Annotated in this window: 11 protein-coding genes and 1 tRNA gene; 6 read left to right on the top strand and 6 right to left on the bottom strand. The window is 39.4% G+C overall.

Going from position 1 to position 12,495, the window contains the following annotated elements:
* Nucleotides 1–101: 101 nt before the first annotated feature.
* Nucleotides 102–656 (top strand): GNAT family N-acetyltransferase, encoded by a 555-nt coding sequence (locus tag DBR43_RS02345; RefSeq protein WP_158622400.1) that lies wholly within the window; start codon nt 102–104, stop codon nt 654–656.
* A gap of 159 nt (nt 657–815) precedes the next feature.
* Here the strand turns inward: DBR43_RS02345 and DBR43_RS02340 are convergent, their stop codons facing one another.
* Nucleotides 816–1,091 (bottom strand): hypothetical protein, encoded by a 276-nt coding sequence (locus DBR43_RS02340; protein WP_124577539.1) that lies wholly within the window; start codon nt 1,089–1,091, stop codon nt 816–818.
* A 268-nt stretch (nt 1,092–1,359) separates the two neighbouring features.
* Between DBR43_RS02340 and DBR43_RS02335 the strand changes: the two genes are divergently transcribed.
* The gene (locus tag DBR43_RS02335; RefSeq protein ID WP_124577537.1) at nt 1,360–2,730 is read left to right on the top strand and encodes an exonuclease domain-containing protein; all 1,371 of its coding nucleotides are present in this window, start codon (nt 1,360–1,362) and stop codon (nt 2,728–2,730) included.
* Here DBR43_RS02335 and DBR43_RS02330 read toward each other — a convergent pair.
* Entirely contained in the window at nt 2,727–3,197 is a 471-nt protein-coding gene (locus DBR43_RS02330; protein WP_124577535.1) for a YciI family protein, read from the bottom strand. The two genes, DBR43_RS02335 and DBR43_RS02330, sit on opposite strands and share 4 nt — an antisense overlap.
* 179 nt (nt 3,198–3,376) lie before the next feature.
* On the opposite strand from DBR43_RS02330, the gene DBR43_RS02325 reads away from it, so the two are divergent.
* From DBR43_RS02325 to DBR43_RS02315, 3 genes are all read left to right on the top strand, one after another.
* Nucleotides 3,377–3,450, top strand: a tRNA-Arg gene (locus DBR43_RS02325).
* Between the two features lie 126 nt (nt 3,451–3,576).
* Nucleotides 3,577–4,059 carry a hypothetical protein gene (locus tag DBR43_RS02320; protein WP_199756935.1) on the top strand — a complete coding sequence of 161 codons (483 nt, stop codon included), beginning with the start codon at nt 3,577–3,579 and terminating at the stop codon, nt 4,057–4,059.
* A gap of 281 nt (nt 4,060–4,340) precedes the next feature.
* Nucleotides 4,341–5,465 carry a RelA/SpoT domain-containing protein gene (locus tag DBR43_RS02315; RefSeq protein ID WP_124577533.1) on the top strand — a complete coding sequence of 375 codons (1,125 nt, stop codon included), beginning with the start codon at nt 4,341–4,343 and terminating at the stop codon, nt 5,463–5,465.
* Nucleotides 5,466–5,608: 143 nt separating this feature from the next.
* Here DBR43_RS02315 and DBR43_RS02310 read toward each other — a convergent pair whose 3' ends face one another.
* From DBR43_RS02310 to DBR43_RS02295, 4 genes are all read right to left on the bottom strand, one after another.
* Nucleotides 5,609–6,130: a hypothetical protein gene (locus DBR43_RS02310; RefSeq protein ID WP_124577531.1), complete on the bottom strand. Its 522-nt coding sequence runs from the start codon at nt 6,128–6,130 to the stop codon at nt 5,609–5,611.
* Between the two features lie 22 nt (nt 6,131–6,152).
* Nucleotides 6,153–6,671 (bottom strand): hypothetical protein, encoded by a 519-nt coding sequence (locus DBR43_RS02305; protein WP_124577529.1) that lies wholly within the window; start codon nt 6,669–6,671, stop codon nt 6,153–6,155.
* Nucleotides 6,672–7,307: 636 nt separating this feature from the next.
* On the bottom strand, nt 7,308–8,210 hold the full coding sequence (locus DBR43_RS02300; RefSeq protein WP_124577527.1) for a hypothetical protein: 903 nt from the start codon (nt 8,208–8,210) through the stop codon (nt 7,308–7,310).
* A gap of 9 nt (nt 8,211–8,219) precedes the next feature.
* The gene (locus DBR43_RS02295; RefSeq protein ID WP_124577525.1) at nt 8,220–8,525 is read right to left on the bottom strand and encodes a hypothetical protein; all 306 of its coding nucleotides are present in this window, start codon (nt 8,523–8,525) and stop codon (nt 8,220–8,222) included.
* A gap of 372 nt (nt 8,526–8,897) precedes the next feature.
* On the opposite strand from DBR43_RS02295, the gene DBR43_RS02290 reads away from it, so the two are divergent.
* Complete coding sequence (locus DBR43_RS02290) at nt 8,898–12,182, top strand: hypothetical protein (protein ID WP_124577524.1); 3,285 nt, start codon at nt 8,898–8,900, stop codon at nt 12,180–12,182.
* The last annotated feature ends 313 nt before the right edge of the window (nt 12,183–12,495 follow it).

Here is a 12,495-nt window from a genome sequence, read left to right as displayed (position 1 = left end):
AGTGTACGCTAAAGAGAGTATGGAAATATACGGTTTAAATCAAAAGAATGGTAGGAATCGGCGATTTTTTTGGCCTTTGTCAATTTCTTATATTTACAATTATGCAGTTAATTCCAACCTTAAACACTGAAAGGCTTATCCTGAAAGGGGTAAGCATGGAAGACGTACCGTCTTATACCAGGCATTTTGTTGATTACGATGTGATTCGTTATTTGTCTTCAGAAGTGCCCTGGCCGTATCCGGAAAACGGGGTGAAAGATTATCTTGAGCATGTGGTGCTGCCCCAGCAGGGAGACGGGCATTGGGTTTGGGGAATTTTTTTAAAGGAACAGCCTGATCAGCTTATTGGCACCATAGATCTGAGGAGGGAAGGGAAGCCGGAGCACCGGGGCTTTTGGTTAGGTAAATCATTCTGGGGAAGGGGATTTATGACGGAAGCAAACTTTCCGGTACTTGACTATGCCTTTTCGGAGCTTGGTTTTGAGCGCTTAACCTTTGCTAATGCGCTTGGTAATGTTGGTTCCCGAAGAATCAAGGAAAAGACCGGTGCGCAGTTGATTGGCCAAAGGGAGGCCACATTCGTGGATCCAGGCTTCAGCGCATGCGAGATCTGGGAACTGAGAAAGGAAAACTGGCAGAAATTTAGAGCGCCATAATCGTTTTTTTAGCACAAAACCGTGACATCACCAGTCTTTTTCTGTTGACTAATGACACTGATTTATTCATAAAGCTATTGTTTGGCCTGGGTAGGAGCAGGGCAGGGCTGAAATTAAATTCCGCTTCTGCCTTTGCTATTTTCCTGAAGAATACCTTAACTACTTTTTATTTACAAAAACACCTTTAAAAGCAGACCAGCATGCATTTTTTATGTCTGTAGGAAGTCCGTCTTTTACATAAAACTGAATTCCATTTTCGTCATAAAAATAACGGAAGTAATTGCCCAATCTATCAGGTTTCTCTCCCGTGTGGATATTTTCACGATTCAGTAACCAGCGGGAATAAGTTACTTCAACACCATCCAGGGCGTCTTCAAGATCTTTAATTCTACCGGAACTTTTATCGTTATTAATCAATTCACTATAATCCATCATATCACATTTTACTTTAATAGGCAAAGGTACGGATAATATAATGGTCCTGAGACTAAACTCCTGTTTTTGACTGGAATCCGACCTTTCTGCAGGTGTTTCATCCGTGTGAGCGTCGGATTCTCTTAGAAATTTGTTTTATCTTAATGGAAAGGCTTGCTGTGTCTTTGTGCCCGGAAGAGCAGTTAGATAGGATATTATTTAAATTTAACTTTGTTATACTAAATTTATTAGCATATTTACAGCCTGAAATCACTACTTTTAAAGAATCATGCTGTACGCTGTTGTAGATATAGAGACCACTGGTGGTTATGCCTCGGGAAACGGGATTACTGAAATTGCCATTCTGATTCATGATGGCGTATCGGTAATCAATTCATTTGAGACGCTGATTAATCCAAAGCAATATATTCCTGATCATATTGAAGCACTGACGGGCATCAGTAATGATATGGTGGCAAATGCACCTGTATTTGCGGAGGTGGCTTCGGAGATTTATGATTTATTGCATGACAAGGTTTTCGTGGCACATAATGTGAATTTTGACTTTTCATTCATCAAACACAACCTCAGCGAAGCGGGCTATGATTTACAATGTAATAAATTATGTACGGTAAGATTAAGCCGGAAAATATTGCCCGGACATAAATCCTATAGCCTGGGGAAACTGTGTGCTGCGTTAAAAATTTCACTTAATAACCACCACAGGGCCGGGGGAGATGCTAAAGCTACTGCCGAATTGTTGTGTATGTTGCTTAGTCATGATTCGGAGGGCCTCATTCAGCAGTCGCTTAAGTCTGCTTCCAAAGAACAGGTATTACCGCCTAATCTGCCAAAATCGGAGATAGACAAGCTTCCATTAAGTCCTGGTGTCTATTATTTTAAAGACGAGAAAGGCAAAGTCATCTATATCGGGAAAGCGAAAACCTTAAAGAAAAGAGTGTGTTCGCATTTCAGCGGAAACAATGCAGGTAAACAACGTCAGGATTTCCTGAAGAACATTTATAGTGTAGATTTTGAAATCTGCGGAACTGAATTGATGGCTTTCATCCTGGAAGCAACAGAAATCAAGAGGTTATGGCCTGAAAATAACCGTGCGTTAAAGCGTTATGAGCAAAAATATGCGATATATTCCTTTGAAGACCAGAAAGGATACCTCAGGCTAGGCATTGATACTTTTAAGAAGAATATGCCGGTATTGTATAGTTTCAATACGATTCTGGAAGGTCATCATATTTTAAGGATTTTGATCAAAGATCATTTTTTATGTGAGAAGCTGTGTTACATCCAGAAAAACAGGATCGCCTGCACCGGCCATGAGGAGGGAAATTGCAGTGGTGCCTGTGTAGGGAAGGAATCGGCACCTGCTTATAATGTGAGGGTGAAATACGCGATTGAACAGCTGAAATCCATGCTTCCGACTTTTGCTGTTATCGACGCGGGAAGAACGGAAGATGAGCAGAGCTGCATTTTAGTGGAACAAGGTAAATTATATGGAATGGGGTATATTTCCCAATATGCAGATGTTAATGCGCCTGATCTTCTAAAATCGGCTTTAAAGGCCTATCCTTCGAATGATTATATCATGCACCTGATCCTTGCACACACGGAGCAATATCCCCAAAAGCGAATCGCGGTTTAATGGCTCCGTTTTTCGATTTTACTATGAATCTTTAAAGTTTCTTTTAATGCTGCGGAACCGTACCAGATGAAAAGGTCTACGTCCAGTAATTTGGATTGGATGGCCGGATCTGTGTCTACCAATTTTCTGGCTTCTTCAATGGTAGGGACATCAAGGATAAAAATACCCCGGTAACTCTTGTCATTTTTACCCATAGGTCCGGCAACAACCAATTTCCCATCGGCCACTAATTTTCCAATATTTACCATGTGTCCTTTAAAAACACTGTCTTGTTTTGCCTTTGTAAGACTTTTTTCTGTGCCTGTTTTTAAAATAGCGAGTACATAAGTCTTCATTCCGTACTCGTCGGCGTTCAGTTCCTTCGCCAGCTTCTCATCGTAATTTTTGTTGATTTCCTGAGCGATTGCTCCCTCGTAAAAAGCTGTTAAACAAATAATTAATGCGGTTATTAGATAGCGTTTTTTCATGTGAAGTTAGATTATTGTGAATTCCCCCTGATATTTCTGTATTTCTAAATTACATTTTTTTTTGCATCCTATCGTGCTTAAAAGCAGTGAAATACGCATTAGAGCTGAATTTATTTGTAAAATAGATTTGCGGTTCTTCATTTTTACTCCTATCTTTGGGGCTCCAAAAAAGGGAAAACGCATCCATAGCTCAGCTGGATAGAGCAACGGTTTTCTAAACCGTAGGTCATAGGTTCGAATCCTATTGGGTGTACGAGGGATTTATCTCTTAAATTAAGGCGAAGTTGCTCCAGACTTCGTCTTTTTTTGTTTAAAGGGTTTTCAGGCCGAAACTTTCACAAAATTCAAGAATCAGGGTCTAATCCATTTATTCAACCAATTGGCTGTTTTTATCTCGATTTGGCGCGCACTTGGCGCGCTAGTTGGCATTAAAGACATCGAGAACAGGACCTGGAGAACTACTTACAGGGGACGGATTTACATCCATGTTTCTGCACCTAAGAAGTTTGATGTTCAGCTTACCGATGATCAGATGATCAAAGCACTACCCATTATCCCTTTATTTGCAGAGGGGAAAGCTGCATTTGGCGCAATCATTGGCGAGGTCGATATTGTTGACTGTGTTATTGGTCATAAATCAGTATGGGCTGAAAAGAAAGCTTTTGTTATGCGTAAGGAAAATGGAATTTATCACGAGCTGGAAGTGCCGGTTTACAATTGGGTGCTGGCTAATCCGGTCCTGTATGACAAACCTATTGAGAACGTGAAGGGTGCGCTTAGTTTGTGGTATTACAAGCAAGGGGCGTCGAAAGCTAACGCCCCTCATGATCTAACTCATCCTGTAGTATCTCTTCATCTATAATCTGTAAATAGGTTATTTGCGCCCTATTTCTTCACGAACCGGTCGTAGAGTTGCACTACGGCCGCGATAGCACATGGAATCCCGCAAAGGCATGCTATCAATGATGGGGTAATTATCATAGCTGGCAAAATATAAAAAATAATCTATCAGATTAACATAAATTAATATTTTGTGCTCTTTTATGTAAGTTTGCAAGACAATCAGAAAATCAATGCTTGCATTTGCCACGATAATACCACTCTCACATAATCCTGAGTATATTTGAACTAAAATTTTATTTTATGGAAAAATTAATGCCTCAAGTCTCCTTTTTTAAAAAGTACAATATCGAATTGGAGAAATTTGAATCAACCAATATTTCTTGGGCTGATTTAGAAGAAATATACCGCGATTATATTATAGAAATACCTTTCTTAGAAGATTCCGCAATCTATTTTTTTAATAATATTATGAAGATTGCTGATGTTCATTCAGTTAGATATAGGGTGAAAGATCCTGAGCATGTAATTGAAAAAATCATTAGAAAGAGAATTTCGACACCTGACCACATTATTAACATTGGTAATTACAAATCTGAGCTAACAGATTTAATAGGTGTCCGTGCATTACATTTGTTCAAAGAGCAGTGGAGATCTATCCATGAAGCAATTATTACTCAATGGGATTTAAAGCAAAACCCTGAAGCTAATTATCGTGAGGGTGATCCAAAAGAGTTTAAGGATGAATATGAAGCTTTCGGATGCGAAACTAAGCCCCATCAATTTGGATATCGCTCTGTTCATTATATTGCTAAATCTAAGCCTGGAAAAACTGAATATTTCGCAGAAATTCAAGTAAGAACTATATTTGAAGAGGCTTGGAGTGAAATTGACCACACAATAAGATATCCATATGATCAAAATAACATTGTTTACGGTCAATTTCTTTCAATTTTAAATAGACTGGCTGGTAGCGCAGATGAAATGGGTACCTATATTTCGTTTTTAAAACGATATCAAACTGCGAAAGAAATTAGCCACATCAAGGATATCGAGGAAAAGGACGCAATAATTGTAGAGCTTAATGCATATGTTAAAAAGCTGAATTTAAAAGAAAAAGAGGCTGCTTCAATTACTTCTAGTCTTGATAAACTGAACCGTCTAAGCTCACTAACTGATAACAGTCTTTTAACCACCTTTGGGAAGGCACTTTCGACTGTCTCATCAGACGTTTTTACGAGCAAATTTCAAAATATTACTGGGGTCGAAAATTTGATTAAAGGATTTGAGATTGCGTCCAATTATGATCGCGCGGCGTCTTTTGATTTTCGGAAATCTTTAATATTAGGAGGGTTGGACAAAGAAATCGCAAACAAAGTAACCACTCCTTTGGAGATTGTAGCCGAGAGCAAATCAAAAAAGAAGTAAAAATCGGTTTGTGTTTAATTAATCATATTTAAGAAGAATGCGGTTCGCCCCCCCTCGCTGGTCGAGATTAGTAGCTCCTGGTGGAGTCGGTAAAAAATCCCTTCTATCACGAAGGGATTTTTAATCATGCCTAGTTTTTTTGTTTAATTTGCCTCTTCACTAACATTTTGCCAAGCGAATCCATTGAAATTTTGAACTAGTTCGCTAAAATAAACTTTACCTCCGTTTATACCAGTATACTCGATCCGAACTGATCTGAAAAAATTGGCTTCATCACCGCGAGAGGCATTTAACAATTTATCAAACTCTTTTTGTGGAAAAGCGTAAGCCCAAGTCGATCCTGTAGCTGGAAATCTAACTAGGTTGTATAGTGTTTTGTCAACAATCTGATCTTTGTAATAAAGCTTAACATCCATTTTTGAAATTTTTGCAGGAGCATTACCAAGACTGAAAATGAAATTCTCATTAACCTGTTTGTTTTCATTTTGATCCCAAAAATTCATCGCCTGAATGTATGGTCTAGTACTGAGCATAAACTGTTTTCTAGTTACGTCTAAGGCGTATAATGATACTCCAAGGGCTATTAATCCAACTATTTGTGGTACCCACGTAGTGAACCAAGGGACTTTTTGCCAATTTTCAATAATTACTTTGAGAGGTTGCATGATGCTTTCGTTAATTTAAGATTTATTTCTTACTTGCAAAGTAATAATAAAACATTGCCTTTACTATTTGAGACATTGGTTTTTTGTCGTTTATCCAGGGAGAGATATTGGTTTTTTCAATACCGGTTTCCGCAGCGATATCTTTAGCCTTAGTGCCGGTCTTTAACATCTGTTCATTTACCCATTTAGAATCAACTTTGTCAATAGGGGATACGACATACGGGTAAGCATGCACCATTATTTTTGCACGATCGATCTCGCCGGGTTCATTTAGTATATCACCAGGATCAAAGTCAAGGGTATATTTAGGTTTGATAAACAAATCCTTTGTGAGTTCAATTAACCTGTGCTCATCCGCGTAATTTTCGGACAAGTGTTTCCCCTGCTCAGTCTTGATGAATAAACCATTTGCGCTAATACCCATTATTTTGAAACTGATGTTGGAATGTCTCAAATGCAATTTTGCACCTTCTTCCAGTTTCGCGAGATCCCTGGCTGATATCAGTTGATCAATCTTATGAATGTTTTTAATTGTGTTCATAGTATGTTTTTTAAAGGGATGTTTTATCCTCCCTGTTTAGTTAAAGAAATTTAAGGTTGTTGTTTTCGATTTGGTAGATAGCTATCTGTTCGTTTTCAATTCCTGCTCTGGAGGCTTCTTCTTCGTTGTCGTAGATCATTACAGCGTCCCAGTAAAACAAATCTTCTTCTTTCCAACCTCCTATTGTTTGTGAGGTTTTTATTGCGACCTCTAACGCCTTTTGCAGTCCCTCATCACCGAAGCAGTTTTGAGTTTCTTTTTGTGCTACGATCCAACCTTTTTTTACTGGTTGCAGGTTCGTAGTCTAAACCGTGAATCCGTTTGGATTTTCTTCGGCAATCTGTTTTAATCTTTCGATTATATTCATGTTGCTTTGGCATTTATATTCCGGAGCCTACCGGGGATTAAAGTTTCAAATAACTATCTCGCTTTCGCTTAACAAATATAGTAAAAAGTTATCAAATGAATAACTTTTTGTGAAATAAATTTGAAAGATGATGTGAACTTTATATGGAGGGTTCTTTGAAAAAAAGATAAGGAGAGTTAGTATTGGTGCCGCCTTTAACTATAAAAGGGATTCCGAAGAATCCCTTTTACCTGTGTCTACACTTATAAGCATAAGAAGACACTTAGTTGTTATCCCTGCCAGTTATTTGGATACGCATAGAATGCTATATGTTTTTGCACCCAATAGGGGTGATTAATACCGGTAGTGAAATAGTGATCTCTTCCTTGTTGATTGGTATAACAATAAATCGGCACTGTTCCTGGTACCTGTGTTGTGAAGGCGTAGAATGCAATTCCTACATATTGAAAGAAGCCTTCTCCGCTAGTTCCAGTACTATAGAAGTTTGTGCGGGTGTTATCTGAGTAGTAAGCTTGGAGACGATGTATAGGAACTGTTCCCGGTGTCTGTGAGGAAAATGCGTAAAACTGGCGCCCCTCAAATACATAATAGTTATTACTTGTTGATTGATGTTGATTTAAAAAATGACTTCCCCCTGGTTTGATTCCCCAAGAATAAATGCCAATGGTACCGTTAGGGCCGCTACTAGTCGGTCCGGTTACACCATCAATTGGAAAAATTCCTGGAACAGAGGGTGTTCCTGGATCTACCGGATCAACCGGGGGGCCAATTAGATCGAATTTAGTATTACTATATCTAGCTTGTGGCCCTGCCGGGGCGCTTACAAGCATTTTCATTCCAATCTTTCCATAAAGTTTTCCAGCAGCTAAAGTGCCGCTAATACTTGACTGCCAAAGGCCCCCATTGGGTTGTTTCGTCCTAAATAAGGCCCATTCTGTATCTGTTATTACCTCTTCCACACCTGAAGTTGTGGTATAAATTAATTGAACTTTTATCATTGAATAGTATTCATTTGGAAGGGCTGTAACACCAAAATCGATACCGACAGATGTCGGCTGATTGGGATAGGTTCGTAAATTTATTCCACTTGTAAGATATATAGAGCCAAAATGCTGAGCTTTTACATTAATAAAAAGTAATAGTACGGAAGATATTAATAATAATTTTTTCATTGGATCGGCTTATTTTTCGTGATTTAGTTTGTATTCATTAGCTCTGTCATAAACTTCTTCCATCTGCTTTCTCGTCATTTTGAAGTCGTTGATGGTAAATTCTTCCTTAACTTCATTGTATACCTTTGTGCCGGCTGGAACTCCAAAACTAATTGTAATGAATTTTTCAATTCTTTGAAGTTTTGCAGCTTCAATTTTGTTTTCAATAGGGGACTGAGTAGGTGCCTCCTTATCTTTAGAACAGCTAATAGCTGTAATCGTTAAAGCGCACATTATTAACGCTTTGGTGAAGTAAGTTTTTAAATTTCCTTTCATTATTTTTAATTTTATAGTTAGGCTGTAAATATATCTTATTTATTTCTTAATTATCTAATTGTGGTATTAACTTAATCGCTCACTTTGATATTAAATCCTTAACAATTGCCTCTGTTGTTATATTTTAACCAAGTACGGGAAACCGTATTTTTGCGTAAACCAAATACTTTAACTTTAACTTGAGAGCGTGATTAACCCTTCGGGGGATAGCTCATAGACAACACTATTGAGCGGGCGGGCATATCGTGAGGACGGGCCCGCTTTTTTATTTCTATTCATTTTTCCATATCCTTTTAATCAAATCCTTGACAACGGTCCTCGTTGTCAATACTGCCTCTATTACTCGGGAATACCTTCCGGTAATTTTGAAACATGCCGGAATTGAACTTCAGAATAACAGGGGATGAGAGTGAGCTTAAGAAGTCGCTGGATAATGTTGCCAAGTTGCAGAGGCAAACTAATGAACAGTTAGCAAAGGATATATCCTCCACTTTAGAGATGGAGCAAAAGGAGCGAAAAAAGGCTGAAAAGGCGACTCTTGATCAAAGGAAAGCTTCTCAGGATGTTGTCGCTTCAATCAACGAAGAGGTTAAGGCCCATGATGCAGCTGCTGCGGCAATTAGAAGAAAAAGCGCTGCTTTTGATGAGAACGGTAGGCAAATTAAGCCTGTTCAGATGTCAAACTCTCAGGCAGAGGTTGATAATGCAAACAAAGGAAGGACCGGGACGATCTTAAATGGTCCTGTAGTTAATCCAGTTGAAATAGATTACGCTAGAGCAACACAAGCAGCTACAGAATATGGACGCGCTGCAACGGACGCTAATAAAGCCGCAACAACTGCTGCTACAGCTACTACGGAGGCAATTAAAGGAACTATTACTGCTCAAAGTACGTTAGAAGCCAGAATTCAGTCTTACAGATCAATAACGAAAACCGCAACTGATCCGGCCATCATCGCTGAGTACAAAAAGAAGATCGAAGAAACTGGACGTGAAATTGCAAAATTAAGCAACATTGGGAAAAGAGGCTTTGATGAGATTGGAAATCGGATACGGTCCACTATTGGCCTTCAAGAAACTCTTACTAATAGGCTTCGTTATTTCCAGAGCCAGCTTCAATATGCAAAAGCACCTGAATCGTTTGTTCAATTAAACCGTAAAATTCAGGAAACAGAGGCTAACCTTAACCGCCTGGCCAATGCAGGTAAAAAGGGATTTGATAATTTAGGTAACAAGATTACTGTAGCTGATACAGCTGGGGGCAAATTTATAGGCACTCTTAAAGCTATCGCTGCGGCAATTCTTGCAGCCTTCAGTGTCCAGTTGATAGTTGACTGGGCTAAAGAAGCGCGCGAGCTTGCTGCCCGTGGTGAGGGTATTCGCGATGCCTTCAGTAAACTCGGAAATGAAAAAACACTTAATCTCCTTCGGACCGCAACTAGGGGAGCGACATCGGATATTGACCTGATGGCCGCCGCACTCCGGGCCAGAAACTTTAAAATTGCACCGGAACTTCTCGCAAAAGGTTTAGAGCTGGCGGGTAAAGTTTCCCGGCAAACAGGGCAAGATGTGACTTATCTGACCGACTCATTTGTTAATGGTTTAGGTCGCAAGTCACTCTTGATCCTTGATAATTTACAGATCTCCCAGGTACAACTTCGTGCAGAAATTAAGAAGACTGGCAATTTTCAAACCGCTGTTTCAAACGTTGTGAATGAAAAGCTTGCCTCTATGGGAGATGTTGCGATGACCACAGCCGATAAAATGGCTCAGTTCGCAACTAAGATCGCCAACATTAAAGAGAAAATTGGCCAGGGAATAAACTTCGTTTTGAACCATGATTCCCTTCGTGATGCTACAAATGCATTTTACGAGACTGGCTTAAGCGTTCAGAATCTTCAAAAAAATATCGCTCCTCTTCTTACAAAATACGATGAGCTATCTGAAAAGGCTCAAAAGAATGGTGGCATAACTAAGCTAACAAAGGAGGAGCAAGCCTTAATGAAGGATGTGATAAAGCAGGTTGGAGAAGAGATCCCTACAGCAATTACCCAGTTTGATAAGTACGGTAAGGCGATGGACATTAACACTGAAAGTGCCCGGGAATTTATTAGGCAACAAGTGTTGGTAATGCAAGCCTTAAATGCAGAAAGAATAGAGAAAACGACTAACAAATTAAAAGATTTAGGCTATGAACTCTACGAATTGCAGGATGCGCAGGATCAGATAACTAAATCGGCGAAGGCAGGTGGCATCGGCACATTTAATATAACTGAAACTGTATCAGTTGGTACAGGCGGCGTTGGTTCAGCATACAAAACAGAAATTCGGAAGGCTACCGCCAGAGAAGTTGCGGAAGTAATCGCAAGAAGAAAAGTGGTTGCTGCTGAAATTGAAAAGAATAATGCTCTCCTAAATGCTGATTACGGGTCAATGTTGACTAATAGACAAGATGAGATTGATAAAAATAATCCAGATGTATTAAAAAAGAAAATCGCAGACTTAAAAAATCTGAGGAAGGAACTTGACAATGGTAGCCAAAAATACGCCGAGTACACCAAGAAAATTCTTTTGTTAGAAAAGGACCTGCGTGCGATAGAATTTACATCGGATAATTCAAAAGCAGAAGAAAAAGCTGCTGACAAAGCCAGGAGAGCTCAAGAGGCTCAAGCCTCGGCCGATGATGCAGCGGTCAGCGCCCAGGAAAGTCTTCTCCAGCGAATTCAAGTTCTAAAAGACAAATACGCTCGTCAGGGATTAAGCAAAGAAGAGGAAGCTCGACAGGCCATTACTGATGAATTTAAAAAACTGGCCTTTGATATCGAACAACAAGCCAGAAAATACGAGGCTTATGCCCGAAAATATGGCGCTAAGCGAGCGGGTGAGCTATTAGGTCGAAAGCCGACGACTGAGCAAATAGAGCCAATGAGAAAGGCTTTTATTGAAGACTTAACTTACCGTCAGGGAACAGAGAAACTTAAAGTTAAACTTGCTGAGCAAAAGCAACTGTATGCTAATTACGAAGAGTATAAGAGGAATTTAGGCAAGGCAGCTGCGGATGGTAGGTATAGAGATGAATTGAAAGCAAATGTTTCTTTCTTGCAAAAGCTTCAGATTGAATACGCCAAAGTAACAGCTGCAGGCGAGGCGGGAGGGTATACTCCTGCTATGGTTCAAGCGCAGACGTTTCTTGCCGGGGAGATAAAAAAAGAGATTCAAGGTGAGCAGAAGAAGTATGATGGACTTTTAAAAGAATTTATATCATATAGTGATCAACGAAAAGCGATTACCGAACGGTTTAACGCTGATTTAACTACGATGGAGGGTAATTCTGCTGCTCAGTTGGTTAGAAAACAACGATTTGCTGAAGATATAAAGCAACTGGATAACACTAATATTCAAAAGCTTGATGCGTATAAAGTTTTGTTTTCTGGGATTGAACGCATGTCTGAACAAGGTGCAAGAAAGGTGATAAGTAACGCTAAAACTATGCTTGCTGGCCTACTGCTTAAAGGTAATATCGGTAAGGATATGGCCAAGGATATAGCTGAAATGATTTCTAACACTGAAAGGGCGTTAAAGGATCGTATGCCTGAAAAAAATTGCCGGTCTTGCAAATCAGATAGATCAAGTTGCTTCATCCGTTTCAAATGTTGATGAGGCATTTGGTAAAGTACTTGGAACTTTAGGCAGCGTTCTTTCTCAAATTGGTAATATTAGAAAAGAATCAGATAATCTTAAACTAGCCCTTGCTGCAAACAACAAGAAAGGGGATGCATTTGGAACACTAACAGCTGGTCTTGGAATATTCGGAGCTGGTCTTTCCATTTTCAATACAGTTTTTAGTTTGTTTGATAGGTCTGCTCAAAGAGAAGAGCAGGCGGCATATTCAAGGGATCTGCAAATAAAACAAACTGAGGCCGTGACCAAGGCTTTAGATCGGCAGTTGCAGATGATCAATGAAGTGTAT

Origin of the sequence: Pedobacter sp. KBW06 (genome assembly GCF_003852525.1) — a bacterium.
GTDB lineage: Bacteria > Bacteroidota > Bacteroidia > Sphingobacteriales > Sphingobacteriaceae > Pedobacter.
This window is presented reverse-complemented; position numbering and strand designations above follow the sequence as displayed.